This is a genomic window from Mesorhizobium sp. M2D.F.Ca.ET.226.01.1.1 (assembly GCF_004022705.2).
Taxonomy (GTDB): Bacteria; Pseudomonadota; Alphaproteobacteria; order Rhizobiales; family Rhizobiaceae; genus Mesorhizobium.
Window position 1 is genome coordinate 451,001 of record NZ_RZOY02000004.1, and the last position, 22,651, is coordinate 473,651.

General features: G+C 64.1%; 24 protein-coding genes and 1 pseudogene. 21 read left to right on the forward strand and 4 right to left on the reverse strand.

Annotation, left to right across the window (positions count from 1 at the left end; genetic code table 11):
* Positions 1–3: 3 nt before the first annotated feature.
* From ugpC (EN869_RS12330) to EN869_RS12365, 8 genes are all read left to right on the forward strand, one after another.
* On the forward strand, positions 4–1,101 hold the full coding sequence (ugpC, locus tag EN869_RS12330) for a sn-glycerol-3-phosphate ABC transporter ATP-binding protein UgpC (RefSeq protein WP_127229760.1): 1,098 nt from the start codon (positions 4–6) through the stop codon (positions 1,099–1,101).
* A 1-nt stretch (position 1,102) separates the two neighbouring features.
* Positions 1,103–2,215, forward strand: coding sequence for a mandelate racemase/muconate lactonizing enzyme family protein (locus tag EN869_RS12335; protein WP_127229761.1), 1,113 nt, complete (start codon positions 1,103–1,105; stop codon positions 2,213–2,215).
* A 10-nt stretch (positions 2,216–2,225) separates the two neighbouring features.
* Positions 2,226–2,555: an L-rhamnose mutarotase gene (locus EN869_RS12340; protein WP_127229762.1), complete on the forward strand. Its 330-nt coding sequence runs from the start codon at positions 2,226–2,228 to the stop codon at positions 2,553–2,555.
* Complete coding sequence (locus tag EN869_RS12345; protein WP_127229763.1) at positions 2,548–3,621, forward strand: Gfo/Idh/MocA family oxidoreductase; 1,074 nt, start codon at positions 2,548–2,550, stop codon at positions 3,619–3,621. Before EN869_RS12340 ends, EN869_RS12345 begins: the two co-directional genes overlap by 8 nt.
* Before the next feature lie 8 nt (positions 3,622–3,629).
* Positions 3,630–4,076 carry a MaoC/PaaZ C-terminal domain-containing protein gene (locus EN869_RS12350; protein WP_127229764.1) on the forward strand — a complete coding sequence of 149 codons (447 nt, stop codon included), beginning with the start codon at positions 3,630–3,632 and terminating at the stop codon, positions 4,074–4,076.
* Between the two features lie 18 nt (positions 4,077–4,094).
* The gene (locus tag EN869_RS12355; protein ID WP_127229765.1) at positions 4,095–4,826 is read left to right on the forward strand and encodes an SDR family oxidoreductase; all 732 of its coding nucleotides are present in this window, start codon (positions 4,095–4,097) and stop codon (positions 4,824–4,826) included.
* Between the two features lie 47 nt (positions 4,827–4,873).
* Entirely contained in the window at positions 4,874–6,151 is a 1,278-nt protein-coding gene (locus EN869_RS12360) for an L-fuconate dehydratase (RefSeq protein ID WP_127229766.1), read from the forward strand.
* Positions 6,152–6,219: 68 nt separating this feature from the next.
* Positions 6,220–6,879, forward strand: a complete 660-nt coding sequence (locus EN869_RS12365; protein ID WP_127229767.1) for a DUF2161 family putative PD-(D/E)XK-type phosphodiesterase — start codon at positions 6,220–6,222, stop codon at positions 6,877–6,879.
* A gap of 46 nt (positions 6,880–6,925) precedes the next feature.
* On the opposite strand, the pseudogene EN869_RS35045 reads toward EN869_RS12365, so the two are convergent.
* Together EN869_RS35045 and EN869_RS12375 are read right to left on the reverse strand one after the other, a co-directional pair.
* A pseudogene (locus tag EN869_RS35045) lies at positions 6,926–7,046 on the reverse strand (D-galactonate dehydratase); the annotation flags it as partial.
* 27 nt (positions 7,047–7,073) lie between these two features.
* Positions 7,074–8,021, reverse strand: coding sequence for a GlxA family transcriptional regulator (locus EN869_RS12375; protein ID WP_127229768.1), 948 nt, complete (start codon positions 8,019–8,021; stop codon positions 7,074–7,076).
* 100 nt (positions 8,022–8,121) lie between these two features.
* On the opposite strand from EN869_RS12375, the gene EN869_RS12380 reads away from it, so the two are divergent.
* The 7 genes from EN869_RS12380 to ugpC (EN869_RS12410) all read left to right on the forward strand — a co-directional run bounded on the left by EN869_RS12380 (position 8,122) and on the right by ugpC (EN869_RS12410) (position 15,249).
* Positions 8,122–8,829, forward strand: a complete 708-nt coding sequence (locus EN869_RS12380; RefSeq protein ID WP_127229769.1) for a DJ-1/PfpI family protein — start codon at positions 8,122–8,124, stop codon at positions 8,827–8,829.
* 122 nt (positions 8,830–8,951) lie between these two features.
* On the forward strand, positions 8,952–9,683 hold the full coding sequence (locus tag EN869_RS12385; protein WP_127229770.1) for a FadR/GntR family transcriptional regulator: 732 nt from the start codon (positions 8,952–8,954) through the stop codon (positions 9,681–9,683).
* A complete protein-coding gene (locus tag EN869_RS12390) occupies positions 9,680–10,882 on the forward strand; it encodes a PLP-dependent transferase (RefSeq protein ID WP_127229771.1) in 1,203 nt (400 codons plus the stop codon). Before EN869_RS12385 ends, EN869_RS12390 begins: the two co-directional genes overlap by 4 nt.
* Before the next feature lie 25 nt (positions 10,883–10,907).
* Entirely contained in the window at positions 10,908–12,185 is a 1,278-nt protein-coding gene (locus tag EN869_RS12395; RefSeq protein ID WP_127229772.1) for a sugar ABC transporter substrate-binding protein, read from the forward strand.
* A 221-nt stretch (positions 12,186–12,406) separates the two neighbouring features.
* A complete protein-coding gene (locus EN869_RS12400) occupies positions 12,407–13,330 on the forward strand; it encodes a sugar ABC transporter permease (RefSeq protein WP_127229773.1) in 924 nt (307 codons plus the stop codon).
* Entirely contained in the window at positions 13,330–14,178 is an 849-nt protein-coding gene (locus EN869_RS12405; protein WP_127229774.1) for a carbohydrate ABC transporter permease, read from the forward strand. Before EN869_RS12400 ends, EN869_RS12405 begins: the two co-directional genes overlap by 1 nt.
* A gap of 3 nt (positions 14,179–14,181) precedes the next feature.
* Positions 14,182–15,249, forward strand: coding sequence for a sn-glycerol-3-phosphate ABC transporter ATP-binding protein UgpC (ugpC, locus tag EN869_RS12410; protein WP_127229775.1), 1,068 nt, complete (start codon positions 14,182–14,184; stop codon positions 15,247–15,249).
* Here ugpC (EN869_RS12410) and EN869_RS12415 read toward each other — a convergent pair.
* Positions 15,246–16,124: an oligopeptide/dipeptide ABC transporter ATP-binding protein gene (locus EN869_RS12415; protein ID WP_245489632.1), complete on the reverse strand. Its 879-nt coding sequence runs from the start codon at positions 16,122–16,124 to the stop codon at positions 15,246–15,248. The two genes, ugpC (EN869_RS12410) and EN869_RS12415, sit on opposite strands and share 4 nt — an antisense overlap.
* A 230-nt stretch (positions 16,125–16,354) precedes the next feature.
* Between EN869_RS12415 and EN869_RS12420 the strand changes: the two genes are divergently transcribed.
* The 6 genes from EN869_RS12420 to EN869_RS35055 all read left to right on the forward strand — a co-directional run bounded on the left by EN869_RS12420 (position 16,355) and on the right by EN869_RS35055 (position 21,075).
* Complete coding sequence (locus tag EN869_RS12420; RefSeq protein ID WP_245489633.1) at positions 16,355–16,987, forward strand: ABC transporter permease; 633 nt, start codon at positions 16,355–16,357, stop codon at positions 16,985–16,987.
* Between the two features lie 161 nt (positions 16,988–17,148).
* Positions 17,149–17,634 (forward strand): hypothetical protein, encoded by a 486-nt coding sequence (locus EN869_RS12425; RefSeq protein WP_127229777.1) that lies wholly within the window; start codon positions 17,149–17,151, stop codon positions 17,632–17,634.
* Positions 17,635–17,834: 200 nt separating this feature from the next.
* On the forward strand, positions 17,835–19,274 hold the full coding sequence (locus EN869_RS12430) for an aldehyde dehydrogenase family protein (RefSeq protein ID WP_127229778.1): 1,440 nt from the start codon (positions 17,835–17,837) through the stop codon (positions 19,272–19,274).
* A gap of 142 nt (positions 19,275–19,416) precedes the next feature.
* A complete protein-coding gene (locus EN869_RS12435) occupies positions 19,417–19,992 on the forward strand; it encodes a DUF1349 domain-containing protein (RefSeq protein ID WP_127229779.1) in 576 nt (191 codons plus the stop codon).
* An 80-nt stretch (positions 19,993–20,072) separates the two neighbouring features.
* Entirely contained in the window at positions 20,073–20,504 is a 432-nt protein-coding gene (locus tag EN869_RS35050; protein WP_245489634.1) for a hypothetical protein, read from the forward strand.
* Positions 20,464–21,075 (forward strand): glycosyltransferase family 10, encoded by a 612-nt coding sequence (locus tag EN869_RS35055; RefSeq protein WP_245489635.1) that lies wholly within the window; start codon positions 20,464–20,466, stop codon positions 21,073–21,075. Before EN869_RS35050 ends, EN869_RS35055 begins: the two co-directional genes overlap by 41 nt.
* Positions 21,076–21,081: 6 nt before the next feature.
* Here the strand turns inward: EN869_RS35055 and EN869_RS12445 are convergent, their stop codons facing one another.
* Positions 21,082–22,647 (reverse strand): glycosyltransferase, encoded by a 1,566-nt coding sequence (locus EN869_RS12445; protein WP_127229780.1) that lies wholly within the window; start codon positions 22,645–22,647, stop codon positions 21,082–21,084.
* Positions 22,648–22,651: the final 4 nt, after the last annotated feature.

Here is a 22,651-nt window from a genome sequence, read left to right on the forward strand (position 1 = left end):
TGCATGGCAACGGTTTCGCTGAAAAGGCTCACCAAGCGCTACGGCAATATGGAGATCGTGCACGGCATCGATCTCGAGATCGCCGACCGCGAGTTCATCGCGCTGGTCGGCCCCTCCGGCTGCGGCAAATCGACGACGTTGCGCATGATCGCGGGCCTCGAGGATATCAGCGGCGGCACCATCGATATCGGCGGCCGCGTGGTCAACGACCTGCCGCCGCGCTCGCGCAACATCTCGATGGTGTTCCAGTCCTACGCGCTCTATCCGCATATGACGGTGCGCGAGAATCTCGGCTTCTCGCTCAAGATCGCGGGCGCGGCCAAGGACGACATGGACCGGCGGGTCGCCGAGGCCTCCGCCATCCTCGGCCTCGACGAACTGCTTGAGCGCCGCCCCTCGCAGCTTTCCGGCGGCCAGCGCCAGCGCGTCGCCATGGGCCGCGCCATCGTGCGTGATCCCGATGTCTTTCTGTTCGACGAGCCGCTCTCCAACCTCGACGCCAAGCTGCGCACGCAAATGCGCACCGAGATCAAGAAGCTGCACGCCAAGGTGAAGTCGACGGTCATCTATGTCACCCACGACCAGGTCGAGGCGATGACGCTGGCCGACCGCATCGTCATCATGCGCTCCGGTTACATCGAGCAGGTCGGCACGCCGGACGAGGTGTTCAGCCGGCCCGCCACCCGCTTCGTTGCCGGCTTCATCGGCTCGCCGCCGATGAATTTGCACGAGGCGACGGTGAGCGACAGCAAGCTTGTCTTCAGCGGCGGCGACAGCCTGCCTCTGCCCGGACAGTTCAAGTCGAAGACTGCGGCCGGCGACAAGGTCGTGTTCGGCATCCGCCCCGACGATTTCTACCCCACCGGCCACGGCCTGAGTTCCGGCGGCGAGACCGAAGTCCACCGCGTCGAGCTGCCGGTCAGCATCACCGAGCCGCTCGGCAACGAGACGCTGGTCTTTGCCGAGTTCAACGGCGCCGACTGGGTCTCGCGCATGCTCAATCCCAAGCCGCTGAAAGCCGGCGACAGGATCGGCATGAGTTTTGACTTGAGCCGTGCGCACCTGTTCTCCGCCGAAACCGGCAAGTCGCTGAGGAACTGACATGGCGAAAATCGAGAAAATCGAATTGCGCATGGTCGACCTCATGCCGAAGGTGAAGCGCACCGATGCCATTCAGAGCTTCGTCAGCCAGGAAACGCCGATCGTCACTGTCACCGATGCCGACGGCGCGTCGGGCACCGGCTACAGCTACACGATCGGCACTGGCGGCTCTTCGGTCATGCGGCTTCTGGCCGATCATCTGGCGCCGTGCCTGATCGGCCGCGACGCCGATCAGATCGAAGCGATCTGGCACGATCTCGAATTTGCCACCCACGCCACCACCATCGGCGCCATCACCGCGATCGCGCTGGCCGCGATCGACACGGCGCTTTGGGACCTGCGGGCGAGAAAACAGAACCTGCCGCTCTGGAAGCTCGCCGGCGGCGCCAAGGACCGCTGCCCGCTCTACACGACAGAAGGCGGCTGGCTGCATATCGAGAAGCAGGCTTTGGTCGATGACGCGCTCGAGGCAAAGGCCAAGGGTTTTACTGGCTCGAAGGTCAAGATCGGCAAGCCGCATGGCTCCGAGGATTTTTCGCGGCTGTCGGCGGTGCGCAGGGCGGTCGGCGACGGCTACGAGATCATGACCGACTGCAACCAGGGTTTTTCCGTCGACGAAGCGATCCGCCGCGCCGAGCGGCTGCGCGAGCTCGACCTTGCCTGGATCGAGGAGCCGCTGCCGGCCGACGACATAGATGGCCATGTGCGGCTGTCGAATTCGACCGCGACGCCGATCGCCGTCGGCGAGTCGCTCTATTCGATCAGGCACTTCCGCGAGTACATGCAGAAAGGCGGCGCCAACATCATCCAGGTCGATGTCGGCCGCATCGGCGGCATCACACCCTGGCTGAAAGTCGCCCATGCGGCGGAGGCCTTCGACATGCCGGTCTGCCCGCATTTCCTGATGGAGTTGCATGTCAGCCTGGTCTGCGCCATCCAGAACGGCAAATATGTCGAGTATATTCCGCAGCTCGATGAGTTGACGGGCGCCAAGATGCGCATCGAGGATGGCCATGCGCTGGCGCCTAGCGAGCCGGGCATCGGCATCGACTGGAACTGGGACGCCGTGAAGGCAAGAAGCATCGCCGAATTCACCACGGCGATCGTGAAATAGGGAGGCGGATATGCAGCGCATGGGCATGGTGCTTGGGTTGAAACCCGAGAAGGTCGAGGAATATGTCCGCCTTCACGCCGCCGTCTGGCCGGACGTGCTGACCACGATCTCGGCCTGCAACATCAAGAACTACTCGATCTACCTGAAGCGGCCGGAGAACCTGCTGTTCTCCTATTTCGAATATCACGGCACCGACTACGCCGCCGACATGGCCAAGATGGCGGCCGATCCCAAGACGCAGGAATGGTGGTCGGTCTGCATGCCCTGTCAGGAGCCGCTGGAAACGCGCAAGGAGGGCGAATGGTGGGCGATGATGGACGAGGTCTTCCATTATGACTGATGCCTTCGATCCGGCATCGCTGTCGCAGTCCTGGCCGAAGCCGTCGAAGCCGCGCCCGATCGTCACCTTCGGCGCCGGCTCGATCGTCGGCGACGCGCATTTTCCTGCCTACCGCAAGGGCGGTTTCCCGATTTCCGGCCTCTACGACCCGGACCAGGCGAAGGCGCAGAAGCTCGCCGAGACCTGGGGCGTGACGGCGTTCCGCTCGGTCGAGGAGGCCGCGGCGGTGCAGGACGCGATCTTCGACCTCGCCACGCCGCCCGGCCGGCACGCCGAGGTGCTTAAGGCGCTGCCCGACGGCGCCGTGGCGCTGATCCAGAAGCCTATGGGCAATTATCTCGGTGAGGCGACGGAGATCCTCGAAATCTGCCGCGCTAAGCAGCTCAAGGCCGCGGTCAACTTCCAGCTCCGCTTCGCGCCGATGATGCTGGCGCTGAAGGACGCAATCGCCAAGGGCTGGCTGGGCGAGGTCGTCGATTTCGATGCGCTTCTGGCGCTCGACACACCCTGGCAGCTGTGGGAATTCCTGCTCAAGGCGCCGCGCGTTGAGATCGCCATGCATTCGATCCACTATCTCGACCTGATCCGCCAACTGTTGGGCGACCCCAAGGGTGTCCATGCGAAAACGCTCGGCCATCCCAATCACAAGGTCGCGCAGACCCGCACCAGCGCCATCCTCGACTATGGCGAGACGGTGCGCTGCGCGCTGTCGATCAACCACGACCACAAGTTCGGGCGCCGGCATCAGGCCTGCGAATTCCGCATCTGCGGCACCGAGGGCGCCGCCTATGTCAAGCTCGGCCTCAACCTCGACTATCCGCGCGGCGAACCGGACATTCTGGAAATCCATCCCAAGGGCGGCTCGGAGTGGGTCCCCGTCCCCCTCGCCGGCGAATGGTTCCCCGATGCCTTTGTCGGCCGCATGGCCAATGTCCAGCGCTTCGCATCCGGCGAGGACGCCGAGCTGGTCAGCTCCGTCGAGGATGCCTGGCACACCATGGCGCTGGTCGAAGCCGCCTATAAATCGAGCGCCGCGCCGGCGACGCCGCTCGCCGCAAAGCCGTAGGGCACGAGATGGAACAGGTCATCTATTTCGAGGACTACGAGATCGGCTCGTCGCGGCTCACCAGCGGCCGCACCATCACCGAGACCGATTTCGTCGTCCATGCCGGCCACACCGGCGATTTCTTCCCGCACCACATGGATGCCGAGTTCATGAAGACGACGCCCTTCGGCCAGCGCATCGCGCATGGCACGCTGGTCTTCTCGGTCGGCGTCGGCCTGACGGCGAGCGTCATCAACCCGGTCGCCTTCTCCTACGGCTATGACCGGCTGCGCTTCATCAAGCCGGTCTTCATCGGCGACACGATCCGCACGCGCACGACGATCGCGGCAAAAGAGGATGATCCGAAACGGCCAAACGCCGGACGCGTCATTGAGCGTGTCGAGGTTTTGAACCAGCGCGACGAGGTCGTGCTGGCGGCCGACCACATCTACATTGTCGAGCGACGGCCCGGCTGAAAGACGGAGACAAAGGACATGGCGGATATTACAGGCAAGGTCGTGGTCGTCACGGCGGCGGCGCAAGGCATCGGACTGGCAAGCGCGCTGGCTTTCGCGAAAGCGGGCGCCATCGTCCACGCCACCGACATCAACGAGGCGGCCCTGGCCGACCTCGCCAAGACGCCTGGCATTTCGCCGCGAAAACTCGACGTGCTGAACGACGAGGCGGTGAAGGCCGCCTTCGCCGAGATCGGTCGCGTCGATGCGCTGTTCAACTGCGCCGGCTTCGTCCATGCGGGCTCGATCCTGGAGATGAAGGACGAGGATCTCGACTTCGCCCTCAATCTCAATGTGCGTGCCATGATCCGCACCATCCGCGCCGTGCTGCCCGGCATGCTGGAGCGCGGCGATGGCGCGATCATCAACATGTCCTCGGTTGCCGGCGCACCCAAGGGCGTGCCGAACCGCTTTGCTTACGGCGTGACCAAGGCCGCCGTTATCGGCCTGACCAAATCGATCGCCGCCGACTACGTCGCCAAAGGCATACGCTGCAACGCCATCTGCCCGGGCACGGTCGAGAGCCCTTCGCTGCAGGGCCGCATGCAGGCGCAAGGCGACTATGAGGCGGCGCGCGCAGCCTTCATTGCCCGCCAGCCGATGGGCAGGATCGGCACGCCGGAGGAGATCGCCGATCTCGCCGTCTACCTGGCTGGCGCCACCTATACGACTGGGCAGGCCTACAACATCGACGGCGGCTGGTCGATCTGAGGCCTGTCCGGCGATCCAATGACGAGGCAGGCCAGCACGAGGCAGCAATGACGAAAATCACGGACCTCAGAACCTTCGACCTGCGCTTCCCGACGTCGCAAAGCCTCGACGGCTCGGACGCGATGAATCCGGACCCGGATTACTCGGCCGCCTATGTCATCCTGGACACCGATGTCCCGTCGCTGAAAGGCCATGGGCTCACCTTCACCATCGGCCGCGGCAACGAGATCTGCTGCGCGGCGATCGAGGCGCTGCGCCATCTGGTCGTCGGGCTTGACCTCGACTGGGTCAGAGAGGATCCCGGCCGTTTCTGGCATCATGTGACCGGCGACAGCCAGTTGCGCTGGATCGGCCCGGACAAGGGCGCCATGCATCTCGCCGTCGGCGCGGTGGTCAATGCCGTCTGGGATCTCTGGGCGAAGGAAGCCGGCAAGCCGGTCTGGCGCCTGGTCGCCGAGATGAGCCCGGAAGAGATCGTCAGGATCGTCGACTTCCGCTATCTCACCGACGCCATCACGCCGGCCGAGGCGCTTGAGATTTTGAAGAAGGCCGAGGCCGGCAAGGCCGAGCGAATCGCCACGCTCGAGCGCGAAGGCTATGCCTGCTACACCACTTCGGCCGGCTGGCTCGGCTATCCCGACGACAAGCTCAGGCGCCTTTGCCAGGAGGCGGTCGACGACGGCTTCAATCACATCAAGCTGAAGGTCGGCCGCGACCGCGCCGACGACATCCGCCGCCTGAGCATCGCCCGCGAGGTGATCGGTCCCGACCGCTACCTGATGATCGACGCCAACCAGGTCTGGGAGGTGGACCAGGCGATCGACTGGCTGAAGGACCTCGCCTTCGCCAAGCCCTTCTTCATCGAGGAACCGACCAGTCCCGACGACGTCGCCGGCCATGCCAAGATCCGCAAGGCTGTCGCGCCGATCAAGGTCGCGACCGGCGAGATGTGCCAGAACCGCATCATGTTCAAGCAGTTCATCGCCGGCGGCGCGATCGACGTCGTGCAGATCGATTCCTGCCGCATGGGCGGACTGAACGAAGTGCTGGCCGTGCTTCTGATAGCCGCCAAGTTCGGCCTGCCGGTCTGGCCGCATGCCGGCGGCGTCGGCTTGTGCGAATATGTCCAGCATCTGTCGATGATCGACTATGTCTCGGTGTCAGGCACGAAGGACGGCCGGGTGGTCGAATATGTCGACCACCTGCACGAGCATTTCCTTGAGCCCTGCGTCATCCGCGATGCCGCCTATATGCCGCCCCAGGCGCCGGGCTTTTCGATCGAGATGAAGGCGAAGTCGATCGAGGATTACCTGTATCGCTCCTGACGTCGGTGCCCGTGACCGCAATGGTGTCGCTGGGCCGACCAGCCGCGAATCGGCTATGCCTGTCGCCTATGCAGGAGACTTCCCTCTACGAGCCAGTGAAGCGGTTCCTTGAGAGCATGGATTTCGCCGTCAAGGGCGAGATCGGCGGCTGCGACGTGGTAGGCCTGCGCGATGGCGAGCCGCCGGTTGTCGTCATCTGCGAGTTGAAGCTGCAATTCAATCTCGAGCTGATCCTGCAAGCCGTCGACCGCGCGGCGGCGTGTGACGAAGTGTGGCTCGCCGCCTATATGTCCGCGCGCGGCAAGGGCCGCGAGCATGATCGCCGGTTTCGAGCGCTTTGCCGCCGCCTTGGTTTCGGCCTGTTGGGTGTCGGCAAGAAGGGCGAGGTGGAGCTGTTGCTCAGTCCCGCCGCCTTGCCGCCGCGCCGGGATCCCAGGCGGCGCTCACGCTTGGTCGAGGAGCATCACCGCCGCAAGGGCGATCCATCCATCGGCGGCAGCACGCGCAAGAAACCGATCATGACCGCCTATCGGCAGGAGGCGCTCGCCTGCGCCGCCGCCATGGCCGACGGCCCGAAACGGCCGCGCGACCTCAAGACGCTTTCGCCACGCGCCGCGAGCATCCTTCTGCACAATCACTATGGCTGGTTCGCCAGAGCCGAGCGCGGCGTCTATGCGCTGACCGAAGCCGGCCTTGCGGCGATTGGACCTTTGCCGGCGGCGCTATAAGCTTTCGCACCACGGAATCTTTGCCAGTTCAGCACCCGGCGCCGGTCTACCATTCGGCAAATGAGCCGTCCTTGGGGCGCCAGACCGGGTTGCGCCATCGGTGTCCTTCCTTGGTGCGCTCCTTCACGCAGTCCTCGACCCGGACCGTCGGGATTGGCGACATAGCCATCCTCAACACGGCCTTGTTGGCCCGCTCAGAAGCGCTCACGGTAGTCGCGCGGGTTGGTGCCGAGGACGCGTAGAAAGCCGCGCCGCATCGTTTCCTCGGAACCGAAGCCGCAGCGCCGGGCCGTCTGGCCGACCGTTTGTCCCCGCTCCAGCATCCGCCGTGCTGCTTCGATCCGGATCTCCTCGACGGCGCGGGCGGGTGTGCGCCCGGTCGCCTCCTGGTAGAGCCGCGAGAAACTGCGCCGGCTCATATTGGCGCGGTCGGCCAATTGCTCCAGCGAAAGGTCGGCGCTGAGATTGTCCAGGATCCATCCATGCAGCCGGTCGAAGCGCCCGTCGCCTTCCTGCAGCTTGAGTGTCTGGCTGAACTGCGCCTGGCCGCCGGGACGCTTCAGGAAGACCACCAGCTCACGCGCCACCGCAAGCGCCATGCGCCGGCCAAGGTCGGCCTCGACGAAGGAAAGCGCGAGATCAATGCCCGCCGTCACGCCGGCCGAGGTCCACACATTGCCGTCGCGAATGAAGATCGGGTCGGGGTCTAGCCGAACCGCCGGAAAACGCCGGGTGAACTCCGCACAGCGTCCCCAATGCGTAACCGCGCGGCGGCCGTCGAGCAGGCCGGCCTCAGCCAGCAGCATGGCGCCGCTGCAGACGGAAGCCGTTCGCGTGGCATCGCGCGAGCGGCCGATGATCCACTGGATCAGCTCAGCCTCCTCGCAGGCCGCGTTGACGCCCCAGCCGCCGGGCACGATCACCGTGTCGATCTCTGTCCCGTGCGCAGGCAGCGCCGCTGCCTCCAATACCAGGCCGGACGATGTCCTGATCCGCGGCGAAGCGGCGACGACAACGACCTCATAGGCGGCCGCTTCGCCGGCTTGTGTCCTGAAGTCGTTGGCGCTGGCGAAAACCTGAAGCGGGCCGCTGACATCGAGGAGCTGGATGTCGGGATAGGCGAGGATTTCGATGCGGCGCATGGCTTTGGCCTGAAACGAGGGATGATTGGCGATCGGGCCAAAGCATGATGCCGTAGATTGCCCGAAGTCAACCTGCCCCAAGTCAACTGTGGAGATTTCCATGAGCCTCCGTTTCGGCATTCTCGTATTTCCCAATGTCCAGCAACTCGACCTCACCGGGCCTTATGAGGTTATGGCAACGGTCAAGGGCGCGGAGGTGGAACTGATCTGGAAGGATCGCAACCCGGTGACGTCCTCGACGCGCCTTTCCCTGACACCGACGGCGACCTTCGAGGATTGCCCGCCGCTCGACGTGCTGTGCGTTCCAGGCGGTGGCGGCGTCAACGCGCTGCTCGAGGACAAGGCGGTTCTCGATTTCGTCTGGGAGCGCGCGGCGCAGGCGCGCTACATCACCTCGGTGTGCAGCGGCGCCCTGGTGCTTGGCGCTGCCGGACTGCTCAAGGGTAAGCGCGCCACCACGCACTGGTATGCCCACGATTTCCTTGAAGAGTTCGGCGCGGTCCCCGTCGATGCGCGGATCGTCGAGGACGGCAGGCTGATCACCGCCGGTGGCGTCACCTCGGGGATCGATTTCGGCCTGGCGCTCGTCGCAAGACTGCTCGGCCAGGCGGAAGCCGAGATCGTGCAACTCTCGCTCGAATATGCGCCGGCGCCGCCCTTCCGCTCCGGCACGCCGGCCGAGGCTTCGCCTTCTGTCCTGGCGGAGGCCAAGGAGCGGCTTTCGGGTTCGAGGCGGGTTCGCGAGGAGATGTTCGCGCGCTGGCGCGAAGAACGCGCATCGGCCATGCCGGCGCGCATCCGCGCGTGATACGACAGGCCCGAATGGCGAAAATCCGCGTCGTTCGGCCCAGCTTCGTTTCGACTGTTGACTCGTCTTTCCGCTTATGCACAAATTGGTTGGACCATTGAACCACTTTAGGCGCAGCCGGATTGACCGATCTTTTGCCCCCGATCCAGACGACGGCCCGCGATGACGCGGTGCTGAAGGCGTTGGCGGGGTTCGTGCGGCAGGAGGCTCTGGGGCCGGGTGAAAAGCTGCCGACCGAGCGCATCCTGGCCGAGCGTCTCAAGGTCAGCCGCAATACGGTGCGCGAGGCCCTCACCCGCTGGGAGGGGCTCGGTCTGGTCGAGCGGCGCCAGGGGTCTGGCACCTATCTCAAAGCCGCCGTCTCGCCCGACATGCTGCACATGCCGCTGACACTCGCCGGCGGTAACGACTTCGCCGGCCTGATGGCGACGCTGGAGATCCGCCGCGCGCTGGAGGCGGAGGCGGCCGCGCTCTGCGCCATCCGTGCCGGCAAGGCCGAGCTCGCCGAGATAGAGCGCAAGCTCGACCTCATGGAGGAGGCCTTCCAGACCCGCGACGGCATGTCCTCGGAGGAGGACTGGGAGTTTCACCAGGCGGTGTTCCGCGCCTCCGGCAACCCGCTCTTCGAGCAGATCATCGCCGCCATGTACGAGATGTTCCACCGCTTCTGGGAACATCCGCTCGGCGTGCGCGATTTCGGCCATGCCAGCTTTCCCTATCACCGCACCATCTTCAATTGCATCGCCGCGCGCGACCCCGAAGGCGCCCGCACCGAAGCGCTGAAGCTCATCGCCACCGTCGAGGACGATCTGAAGCGCGGCGCCGCCAACCTCAAACTTTCGGACCGCAGATGAACGAGCAGCCCAACACTTTCGACCCGGCCTCCCTGGCCAGCGACTATCTCGGCGAGGCGGCGACGCTGCTGGCGCATGACGATCCGTTCCCCGGCGGCGCCGTGGTGCCGCCAATTTACCAGACCTCGCTCTTCACCTTCGCCAACTATGCCGACATGGCCGACACCTTTGCCGGCAGAAGAAAGCAGCCGATCTATTCGCGCGGCGACAATCCGACGGTGATGGAGTTCGAGGCGCGCGTGGCGGCGCTCGAAGGGGCCGAAGCCGCGCGCGGCTTCTCCAGCGGCATGGCGGCCATCAGCGCGACCGTCCTCGCCTTCGTCGGCGCCGGCGAGCGCATGGTCGTCGTGCGCAATTGCTATGGCGATGCCTACCGGCTGTTCGAGCGGCTGTTCCCGCGCCTTCATATCAAGGTCGACTATGTCGACGGCTCCGATCCAGACGCGGTCGCCGCCGCACTTCCCGGCGCCAAGCTGCTCTACCTCGAAAGCCCGACCTCGATGATGTTCGAGCTGCAGGATATCGCGCATCTTGCCCGGCTGGCGAAGGAACAGGGCATCGTCACCACCATCGACAATTCCTGGGCCTCGCCGGTGTTCCAGAAGCCGATCACGCATGGCGTCGACCTGGTCCTGCATTCGGCCTCGAAATATCTGAGCGGCCACAGCGACACCGTCGCCGGCGTGGTTGCGGGTTCGGCCGCCCACATCAAGCACATCAACGAGCAGACTTATTCCCAGCTCGGCGGTAAGCTGTCGCCCTTTGAAGGCTGGCTGTTGCTGCGCGGCCTGCGCACGCTGCCGCTGCGCCTGCCGCACCACATGAAGAGCGGACTCATCCTCGCCGAGCGGCTGAAGGCGCATGGCAAGGTCGAGCGCGTCAATCATCCCGCCTATTCCAACCATCCCGGCAAGAAGACCTTAGCCGGCTATGCCGGGCTGTTCTCTTTCGAGGTTACCGAGGACGTCGACATCCCGGCTTTCGTCGATGCGCTGAAATTCTTCCGCATCGGTGTCAGCTGGGGCGGCCATGAAAGCCTGGTCGTGCCGGCAAAGGCCTCGCTCGAGCAGACGCCGGGCATCAATTCGATGGCGCGCTTCAGCGTCAGCCCCCGAACCATCCGCTTCAATGTCGGATTGGAAAATGTCGAGGACCTCTGGGCCGACATCGCTCAGGCCTTCGACAAGTCAAAAAAATAAACGGATCAAAATGGGAGTCCTGAAGATGAAAAGACTGACCTTCATGCTTGCCGCCGTTGCCGGCCTGGCGATCTCTGCCAGCGGTGCGCTGGCCGACACCACCATCAAGCTGGTCGAGGTCATCACCAGCCCGCCGCGCACCGAATTCCTGAACAAGCAGATCGCCGAATTCGAGAGCGCCAATCCCGGCATCAAGGTGGAGGTGGTCTCGCTGCCCTGGGGCCAGGCCTTCGAAAAGTTCCTCACCATGGTGCAGGCCGGCGACACGCCCGACGTCGTCGAGATGCCGGAACGCTGGATGGGTCTCTACGCCAATAACGGCCAGCTCGAGGACCTCGGCCCCTATATGGCCAAGTGGGACGACGCCAAGACGCTCGGCGAGCGCGCCAAGCAGTTCGGCTCGACCGTCAACAACACCCAGTTCATGATCCCCTACGGTTATTATGTGAACGCGCTGTTCTGGAACAAGAAGCTGTTCAAGGAAGCTGGCCTCGATCGTCCGCCGGCAACGCTGGACGAGTTCGTCGACTTCTCCAAGAAGATCTCGGCCATCCCCGGCAAATATGGCTACTGCCTGCGCGGCGGCCCCGGCGCCTTCAACGGCATGCACATGTTCATGAACATCGCCGACGGCAAGGGCGGCTACTTCACCGACGATGGCACCTCGACCATCAATGACGAGGGGTCGGTGAAAGGCCTGCAGATGCTGGCTGACATGTACAAGAACGGCCTGGCCCCAAAGGACGCCGTGAGCTGGGGCTTCAACGAAACGGTCACCGGTTTCTATTCCGGCACTTGCGCCATGCTAAACCAGGATCCCGACGCGCTGCTCGGCATCGCCGACAAGATGAGCGCCGACGATTTCGCCGTCGCGCCGCTTCCGGTGGGTCCGAGCGGCAAATCCTATCCGACGCTGGGCTATGCCGGCTGGGCGATGTTCGCCAACTCGCAGCACAAGGACGAGACCTGGAAGCTGATGGCGACGCTGCTGTCGCCCAAGGACAATCTGGAATGGGCCAAGGAAGTCGGTGTCATTCCGATCCACAACGGCGCCGACCAGGACGCGCATTTCAAGACCGAGCAGTTCAAGGGCTGGTTCACCGAACTCAGCGACAGCTCCAAATATGAAATGGTGACGCCGCCGACGCATCTGGAAAACCTTGGCAACTTCGTCGACCAGGTGGCCATCAAGAACTTCCAGGAAGTGCTGCTCGGCCAGAAGCCGGCCAAGCAGGTGGCCGACGAATGGGCCGCGTTCCTGACCAAGGAGCAGAAGGACTGGCTGGCCAAGAACAAGAAGTGAGCGCGGGCTCTCTTCCTTCTCCCCGTTCACGGGGAGAAGGTGGCCCGAAGGGCCGGATGAGGGGCAGCGCTGAGTTCTGAAAGCTAGCACCGCCCCTCATCTGCCTGCCCGTCCTTCGCAGCAGCAGCGCCGCTGCTACGGGGGAACCGGCACCTTCTCCCCGAAAACGAGGAGAAGGTGGCTGTTGCCGCGCCGCCCCAATCGTCCAACGCGAGCACCGTATGACCTACGCAGTGTCCGAAATCCAATCCGCCGCCCGGCCGCGAAAGCAACGGCTGAGCAAGGCTGCGATCGAGCCATGGCTTTATCTTTCGCCGGCTATCGTCCTCTTGGTCCTAGTGCTTCTGGTGCCGCTGATCATCGGCATCAGCTATTCCTTCCGCAAATTCTCGGCCTTCAAGTCGCAATATGTCGGCCTTGCTCAGTACCAGGCGATGCTTTCCGACCAGGTGCTCGGCCAGGCGCTGATCAACACGCTGTGGTGGACGGTCGCCAGCCTCTTCTTCCAGTTCTTCCTTGGGCTGGGTCTGGCCCTGCTGCTCGACAAACCTTTCTACGGCCGCAAGGTCGTGCAGGCCGTGGTGTTCCTGCCCTGGGCCGTGCCGTCCTTCCTCTCTGGCCTCACCTGGGCCTGGCTGTTCAACCCGATCATTGGACCGCTGCCGCACTGGCTGTTCGCGCTCGGGCTGAAGGCCGAGCCGACCAATGTGCTCTCCGACCCCGCCACCGCCATGTGGGGGCCGATCGTCGCCAACATCTGGTTCGGCATTCCCTTCTTCGCCATCACGCTGCTCGCGGCGCTGAAGTCGATCCCCTCCGAATTGCATGAGGCGGCGGCCATCGACGGCGCTTCGCCCTGGCAGCGCTTCACCAAGGTGACGCTGCCTTTCCTGGCGCCGACCATCGTCATCACCGTCATGCTGCGCACCATCTGGATCGCCACCTTCGCCGACCTCATCTTCGTCATGACCGAGGGCGGGCCTGCCGGCTCGACCAGCACTGTGCCGGTCTACATCTATGTCAGCGCCTTCAAGTCGCTGGACAAAGGCTACGCCTCGGCGGTGGCAGTGCTGCTCCTGGTGCTGTTGATCGCCTATGCCATCGGCCTGATCGCCATCCGCCGCACGCTGGTGAGGCACGTCTGATGATCGCTGGTCGCTCCGTCTCCTCGCGCATTTTCGGCGGCATTGGGCTCTACGCGGCCATATCCGCTTACGTGATCTTCGCGCTGTTTCCGATCTTCTGGACGCTGAAGATCTCGGTGACGCCCGAGCGTCTGCTCTATTCCGAGGGCATCACCTTCTGGCCGTCTGAGACGACGCTCAAGAACTTCGCCACTGTGCTCGAAGCCTCCGACTTCCCGCGCTATTTCCTGAACAGCGTCATCGTCTCAGTGTCGACGGCCGCGTTTGTCACCGTCATCGCCACGCTTGCCGGCTACGCCATGTCGCGCTTCACCTTCCGCGGCAAGGCGACGCTGGCGATCCTGCTGCTGCTCACCCAGACCTTCCCGCTGGTCATGGTCATCCCGCCAATCTACCGCATCATGGGCGATCTGGGCCTCACCAACAGCCTGATCGGCCTGATCATCATCTACACCGCCTTCAACACCGCCTTCGCCACCTTCCTCATGCAATCCTTCTTCGACGGCATTCCGAAGGACCTGGAGGAAGCCGCGATGATCGACGGCTGCACGCGCGCTCAAGCGATGCGCCGGGTCATCGTGCCGCTCACTCTGCCCGGCATGGGCGCGACACTCGGCTTCGTCTTCACCGCCGCCTGGAGCGAATTGCTGTTCGCGCTGATGCTCATCTCCAGCGACGAGCAGAAGACCTTTGCCGTCGGTCTGCTCACCTTCATCGGCAAGTTCGCCGTCGACTGGGGGCAGATGATGGCGGCCTCCATCCTGGCGCTGATCCCGGTCTGCGTCTTCTTCGCCTTTCTGCAACGATATCTCGTCACCGGCCTCACCGCCGGCGCGGTCAAAGGATAAAAGATGGCTTCCGTCACGCTGCAAAATGTCGAAAAGGATTATGGCGCGCTGCGCATCCTGCACGGCGTCGATCTCGAGATCGCCGATGGCGAGTTCGTCGTCCTGGTCGGTCCGTCCGGCTGTGGCAAGTCCACGCTGCTGCGCATGATCGCCGGCCTCGAGGAGGTCACCGGCGGCCAGATCCATATCGGCGAGCGGCTGGTCAACGATGTGGCGCCCAAGGACCGCGACATCGCCATGGTGTTCCAGTCCTACGCGCTCTATCCGCATATGGATGTGTCTTCGAACATGGGCTTCAGCCTGATGCTGAAGAAAGCCGAGAAGACGACGATCGATGACCGCGTGGGCGCTGCCGCCAAGCGGCTTGGTCTCGACGCCTATCTCGGCCGCTTGCCGCGCCAGCTCTCCGGCGGCCAGCGCCAACGCGTCGCCATGGGCCGCGCCATCGTGCGCGATCCGAAAGTCTTCCTGTTCGATGAGCCGCTCTCCAATCTCGACGCCAAATTGCGCGTCCATATGCGCGCCGAGATCAAGGCGCTGCACCAGCAGCTCAAGACCACGTCGGTCTATGTCACGCATGATCAGGTCGAGGCCATGACCATGGCCGACCGCATCGTCGTCATGCATGACGGCTATGTCCAGCAGGTCGGCCATCCGCTGGAGCTCTACGACCGGCCTGCCAATACGTTCGTCGCCGGCTTCATCGGCTCGCCGGGCATGAACTTTTTGCCGGCAAAGGTCGCCAAGGGTGGCAAGGTGGACGCGGTGCTTGCCGACGGCCAAAAGCTCAGGTTGCCGGACGGTTTGCCACTGAGCGATGACGATGCGCTCACCATCGGGCTACGGCCCGAGCACATCAAGCTGGTCGACGACGGCGCACTGAAAGCCGAGGTCGAGGTGGTCGAGCCGCTCGGCCTGTCGACGCAATTCTATGTCAAGCTGGCCAACCAGCAGATCTGCGTCTTCGTCATGGGCCGCAGCGACGTGAAGCCGGGCGACACGATTCGGCTGGCCGCCGATCCCGCGGCGCTGCATCTCTTCGATCCGGCGAGCGGAAACCGGATCGGTTAGCTGGCCAGCAGCGCATCCGTTCGCCAGCAGGCGATCAGATGGCCGTCGCCTACATCGGCGGCGGACGGTTCCGCTTCCCGGCATCCGGGCCGCGCCAAGGGACAGCGGCCGGCGAATGCGCACCCGCTATTAGAAGTGATCTCGGCCGCGGTCTCCGCTTGGACCGAAACTGCCGCAGCCTCGTCCGAAGACGCTGCCAGCAGCAGCTTCGTGTAGGGGTGGTTGGGTCCGTGAAAGACCTGTTCGGACGTGCCGGTCTCGACCAGCCGGCCGCGATAGAGCACGCCGATCCTGTCGGCCATGTAGCGCACCACCCTGAGGTCGTGGCTGATGAACAGATAGGTCGTGTCCCTGTCGCGCTGCAGGTCGTTGAGCAGGTTAAGTACCGTCGCCTGCACCGAGACGTCGAGCGCCGAGGTCGGCTCGTCCAGCACCACCACTTTCGGCGCGCCGGCGAAGGCTCGCGCGATCGTCGCCCTCTGCCGCTGGCCGCGGGACAATGAGCGTGGCGTCTGTTCTGCGGTCGTGTCGGCCAGCCGGACGGAGCGGAGCAGGTCGCCGACGCGGTTCTTCGCATCGATCCGACCAAGGCCGGCAAGCCGCCGCAGCGGCCGGCTGATGATCCGCCCGATCCGGTGGCGCGGGTTGAGCGTGCGGTCCGGCGACTGGAAGACCATTTGCACGTCGCGCCACTCGCCCTGTACGCGGCGTTCGGCGCGCGGCGCGACGGTCCTGCCGAACAGCTCGACGGATCCTTGGCTCGGCGTCTGTAGCCCGGTGACGATCCTTGCCAGCGTCGATTTGCCGGAGCCGGATTCACCGATCAGGCCGAAGGTCTCGCCCTGCTCGATGCTGAGGTCGACTTTGTGCAGCACCTCTTGGTCGCCAAAGGAATGACTGATGTTCTTGCAGGCGATGGCGACCTGCCCGCTTCTTTGGTCGGAATCTCTTTGATCGGGAGCAGCCGCGATCGCCTCGGGCCGACCGCGAACGGTCGCGCCGGTCTCGGCCAGTCGCCCGTCCCGCTTGGTGAAATTGAGCGCCGGAATCGAGGCGATCAGCGCCTGCCGCGCATTGGTTCGGCACCGATCATCTCGGCCGCTATGTGCTCTCCCGGATCGTCGTCGGCTCGCGCGACATCCTTTTGGTGGCGCCGCTCGCGACATTGGGCGGTGTCGCCGCCGGCACCGTCATTGGTCTGGTGCTCGGCTATTTCGACGGCCTGGTCGATGCGATCGGCGCACGGCTGCTCGACACGATGATGGCCTTTCCGTTCATCGTGCTCGTCACCATGACGCTGGTCGCGCTCGGGCCCTCGAACCTCACCGTCATCCTGGTGATCGCCATTGCCTATGCGCCGCTGGTGGCAAGGACCGTGCGCGCCGCGGTGCGCGAGCAGAAGGAACGCGAATATGTCAGCGCCGCCCGTCTCGGCGGCGAGAATGCCTTCGCCATCATGGTGCTGGAGATCCTGCCCAACATCAGGGAGACGATCCTCATCGAGCTCGTCACAAGGCTGGGTTATGCCTTCTTCTCGATAGCTACGCTGAGCTTTCTCGGCCTCGGCATCCAGCCGTCCTCGGCCGACTGGGGCCTGGCGGTCGCCGAAGGCTATGGTTTCCTGACCGGCGGCAAATGGTGGGTCGTGGTGTTCAATTCAGTGGCGATCGTCTCGCTGGTCATGGCGACCAACCTCATCGCTCAAGGTGTCGGTGCCTTCGAGAATGTCGAGCGGTGAATTGCGGTTCTTGAGGGCCTCGCTCTAGACTCCTGTTGATTCGTCTAGAGCATGATCCCGAAAAGTGGGAACCGGTTTTCGGAAAAGATCATGCTCCTACAGAGAACTGGATCAGGATGGCGTTTCAACGAAACGCCATCCTGATCCAGACAGGAAAAGGCATGAGCAAGGCCCTCGGCACATTCTCACTGGTCACCGTTTTGAGCGCCTTGCTGATGGCGCTGTCATTGGCCGTGGCGAGGCACGGATACCCCTACGGCGCGTTCGGCGTGAAGCGCCTCGACGGCGTCGCCGACGCCGGCTCCTTCCTGGCCATCGCCGCCATCTACTTCTTCGGCGCGATGCTGATGATGATCCTGCCGATCCGCGCCGCCGGCATCGTGCTCACCCACGCCGCCGACGCGGTGTTCTGGGCGACGATCATGCTGTTCGCGACGATTGTCGGTTCGCTCGTCGCCAGATGGGCGTTCGGCCAGCATGAGGTGCTTTGGGCGCTTTTCAACTGGCGTTTCCTGTTCGTGGCAGTGATCGTGGCGGCGCATCTCACCATGAACGAGCTGCGCCGCAACATCCTGCTCAGAAGCCTGTTCTTCGTCATCTTCGGCGCGGTCACGCTCGCCTGCCTGTTCTGGTCGTTTTCGGCCTGAGCAATTCCAGGAAAAGTGCGCAGCGGTTTTCCGTCCGGAATTGCATCAAACAAGGGGATAGAGCGGTTCGCCGTTTCCCTGAAACGAGAACGCTCTAGGTTTAAGATCGCGGGTAGACCTCCTCCCGGACAATGACTATATCATTTGTCTGACAATTGACCGGCCGATGGCCGCCGCGACCCAAAACTCAAGGAAACAAGATGACTGTGCTGCGCAAGAACCTTATCGACGGCGAGTGGCTTGGCGAGGCCGGCTCGCGCAACATCAACCCGTCGAACACCAACGATGTCGTGGGCGAATACGCTTCGGCAGGCCCGGAGGAAGCCAAGCAGGCCATCGCCGCCGCCAAGGCGGCCTTTCCGGCCTGGTCGCGCTCAGGTCCGCTGGCCCGTCACGCCGTGCTGAAGAAGACCTCTGACGAGATCATGGCGCGCAAGGACGAGATCGGCCGGTCGCTGGCGCGTGAAGAAGGCAAGACGCTGGCCGAGGGCGTCGGCGAGACGATCCGCGCCGCGCAGATATTCGACTTCTTCGCCGGTGAAACGCTGCGCCTGTCGGGCGAGATGGTGCCGAGCGTGCGGCCCGGCGTCGGCGTCGAGATGACGCGCGAAGGCGTCGGCGTCGTCGGCATCATCACGCCGTGGAATTTCCCCATCGCCATTCCCGCCTGGAAGATCGCCCCGGCGCTTGCCTACGGCAACACCATCGTCTTCAAACCGGCTGAGCTGGTGCCTGAGAGCGCCTGGACCATCGTCGACATCCTGCATCGCGCCGGCCTGCCCAAGGGCGTGCTCAACCTCGTCATGGGCAAGGGCTCGGTGGTCGGCCAGGCGATGCTCGACAGCCCCGACGTCAACGCCATCTCCTTCACCGGCTCCGTCGGCACGGGCAAGCGCGTCGCCGCCGCAAGCGTCGAGCACATGCGCAAGTTCCAGCTCGAGATGGGCGGCAAGAACCCGCTCGTCGTGCTCGACGATGCTGACCTCGCGGTCGCCGTCGACTGCGCCGTCAACGGCGCCTATTTCTCGACCGGGCAGCGCTGCACCGCGTCCTCGCGCCTGATCGTCACTAATGGCATCCACGACCGTTTCGTCGACGCCGTGAAGGAGCGGCTGGACAAGCTCGTCATCGGCGATGCGCTGGACGCCAAGACCCAGATCGGTCCGGTCGTCGACCAGACCCAGCTCAAGCAGGACGAAGACTATATCGCCATCGGTCGCCAGGAAGGCGCCGAACTCGCCTTCGGCGGCGACCGGCTGGAGCGCGGCACGCCCGGCTTCTATCTGCAGCCGGCGCTGTTCGTCGGTTCCACCAATGCCATGCGCATCTCGCGCGAGGAGATCTTTGGCCCTGTCGCCAACGTCATCCGCGTCAAGGATTATGACGAGGCGCTGGCCGTCGCCAACGACACGCCGTTCGGCCTCACCTCGGGCATCTGCACGACCAGCCTGAAGCATGCGACGCATTTCAAGCGCAATTCCGAAGCCGGCATGGTGATGGTCAACCTGCCGACGGCGGGCGTTGACTTCCACGTGCCGTTCGGCGGCCGCAAGGGCTCGAGCTACGGTCCGCGCGAGCAGGGCCGCTACGCGATGGAGTTCTACACCACGGTGAAGACGGCCTATACGTTCGCCGGCTAAAGGAATTCCAGGAAAGTGTGAGCGGTTAGGCTCGGTGACTTTGCCGTAGCTTCCGTTCGGAATTGCGTAAAAACAAGGGGATAGGGCGTTTCAACGTTTCTGTGAAACGGTGAAACGCCCTAGTCCAATCCGGGAGGGATCGATGCGCGTGGCCGACATGACATGGCTCAACCCGCCGCCGCACCACGTGTTCGGCGACGGCACGCTCACCGTTCGCACCGGCAAGGAAACCGACTTCTGGCGCGAGACCTTCTACGGCTTCTGGCGCGACAACGGCCATTTTCTCTACCGGCCCGTTGAGGGTGACTTCACCGCCGAGGTCACCGTCAAAGGGGACTACAAGGTGCTCTACGATCAGGCGGGGCTGATGCTGCGCCTGAGCGAAACGCACTGGATCAAGGCCGGCATAGAATACACCGACGGCCTGGCCTACTTGTCGGTGGTCGTCACCAACGACACCTCGGACTGGTCGCTGGTTGCCATCGCCGCCGGCAAGGACGGTGTCAGGATCCGCCTGACCCGCCACGCCGAGGCGATCCGCATCCAGTATCTCGGCGCCTCGGATGGCCACTGGAAGCCGGTGCGGCTGGCCTATTTCCCGATCTCGAAGTCGGTCGATGTCGGCATGATGTGCTGCTCGCCGCAGCGCGAGGGTTTCGAGGCGACATTTTCCGGCTTCACCGTCGGGCCGGCGATTTCGCGGGATCTGCACGCCTGAACCTCCGGGCAAAGGCAGCTATGCTTTCGCAACCGTCGGGAAAGGCGTAAGACGATGCGTCGTCTTACCCGAAGAGCCTGATGCCGTTAAACGCCCCGCTGATCCTCTTCTGGACGCGCTACTTCAACAAGCTCGTCGACATCGCGGCAATACCGCGATGCTCCGTGCCCGTCGAATGGACCAACGACCGGCGGCGGCTTGCCGAGGCCGACGCGGTGGTCTTCCATCTGCCGAATTTTCCCGAAGCCGGCGATGCTTACAAGTATCCTGGCCAGCTCTGGGTTGCATGGTCGATGGAGAGCGTCGTCAACTATCCCGTGATGGCCGATGCGGCCTTCATGCGGCACTTCGACGTCGCCATGACCTATGAAGCCGAGGCGGACGTCTGGAGGCCTTATCTGCCGCAAGCAAGCTGGTGGGAAGCCGCCCGCCACGTGCCGATGCCGCCTAAAGCCCGAGCGCGCGCCGGCGGTGCATTTCCAGTCATCGAGCCTCAACAAGAGCGGGCGTGACACATTCATCGCCGAACTGTCCCGGCACATCGCGGTCGATTGCTACGGCCGCTACCGGCCCAACCGCGAGATCATAGGCCCTGATCTCGGCCGACAGACCAAGCTCGAGACCATTGGCCGCTATCATTTCTGCCTGGCGCTTGAGAACTCGATCGCGCCCGACTACGTCACCGAGAAGATGTTCGATCCGCTTGCCGCCGGCACGGTGCCGGTCTATCTCGGCGCGCCCAATGCCGTCGCGTTCGTTCCCCACAATTCCTTTATCGACGCCGCATCCTTCAGCACACCGGCGGAACTCGCGGCCTATCTTCGCCATCTCATCGAAACACCCCAGGCCTATGCAGCCTATCTTGCCTGGCGATCGAGCCCGCTGCCCGAGAAACTGGCAGCCCGAGTTGCCAGCCTTGACACGCCTCCGCTCTGTCGGCTCGCTCGGCTCGTCACTCAGCGCCTGACGCAGCACGGCCCGGGCCAACCGCCTAGCAAACCTTCGCTGCCGTTTGGTGGCAAGGCGTTTCTGCGCACCAGATTGCGCCGTTGGCTGGCTGCCCGCAGCGGCAGGCAGATGTAACGGGCGTTACCACGGCACGTGCAGGATTTCGAGCTTGGGTAGGCCGACCGGCCGGATACCAAGGTCGTTGGCCAGCATACCGAAAGCCTCCGTCTCGATCAGGTCGCGATAGGGGATCTCCGGAAAGCCAAGCCCGCCGCGGTGCAAGGCCGCGTCGACGAGAAGCATGGTGCCGCCGACCCCGTCGAGGCCGATGCTGTCGAGATGCCTGACGTCACTGAGATGAAGACGGCCATAGGAATTAGCCGGAGGTTGATAGAGGCCCCCGCGTATCTGACGATAATAGCGATAATCCTTCTCCTTGCGCGCGCTGACGAAGCTGTTGAGGTCGAAGCTGTCGCCGCCGGCGATCTTGACGCAGTTCGGGACCACGATGCGATTCCCCCTTTCCATAAGCCGGCTCAAGATATCGCGGGGAAATCGCCACACGTCGATATCGACCCACAACGCCCAATCGTCGCTCGCGTCGAGGCCGTGGTCGATCAGGTGGTTTCGCACCTTCGCGATGGCGCCGCGCCTCATGCGCTGCAGGCCTCGCTTGGCGCGCTTCATCCGGTCGAGTCGCAGGCCTGTCTGCTTCTGCAGCAGGATCACGTCCCGATAAATGCGGGTCAGCGGCGCGACGGCTTGCTGCAACCGCTCCCAGCTTCCGTCCACGCTGTCGCCCTCGCAAAAGACCAGCTTGATCCTGTCCTTAGCATAGTCGAGCGCGCCGACGGCATCGAGGAAGGGCTGGATATGATCGGCCGCGTCGCGCAGCGGCACCAGGATGGCGATGTTGCGGCCTGACGGGGCCGGTGCCGCGATGGCCGCCGGGCTCACGCCCCGCTTGGCGGCTGCTTCGCTCAGATGGGCGCCGCGCGTCAGATGATGCCAGGACCGGTAGGCATGCGTGCGGATCTTGTCTCGCCAACCCGGCGCCGGGGCGCGTGTCCACCATGTGCCCGCCCAATGGTGGACCGACAGCGTCGGTGTCCCACCGTCGCCGCTGCGCCCGGCCGAGTCGACCGGCGCGAACAGCGCCGAAGGGTGGAGGGCGAAGGCGGATTGGTCGCCGTAGCTGAGCTGGGCCGAAGTCATCACGCAGGGGCCGGTCGCGTCGATGGCTTCCTTGGCGTGGGCGAGCCCCGGCAGGAAAGACAGGAGGTGAAGCCAGAAGGGATGGCCGGGTGGGCTGGCGATCGTGCCGTTGAACAGCAGATAGGGCAGCCGGCGGAAATCGCCCTGCACCCGTGCATGCGTGTCCGGTTCCTTGCAAAAAACGATCCGATCCTCGCTGGCCAGTGGATCGAACGGAGCCACGCATTCGCAGTCGATATCGGCGTAGACCCCGCCGAAATGATGCAGGAGCAGGTACCGTCCGGCGTCCGCCCTCAGCACGCCGCTCTCGTAGTTGCAAAAGGTCGGCAGGAAGTCGGGATAGTGCCGCGCGACGAACTCGAGCAGCTGACGATCGTTCCAGAACATCATCGTCCAGTCCGGATGGTGCCGCTTCCAGCTCTCGATATAAGCCTGGAATCGGATGGGGATCTGGTCGGTCTTCCAGGTCTGGTGCAGGATCTTGGGGATCATCGAA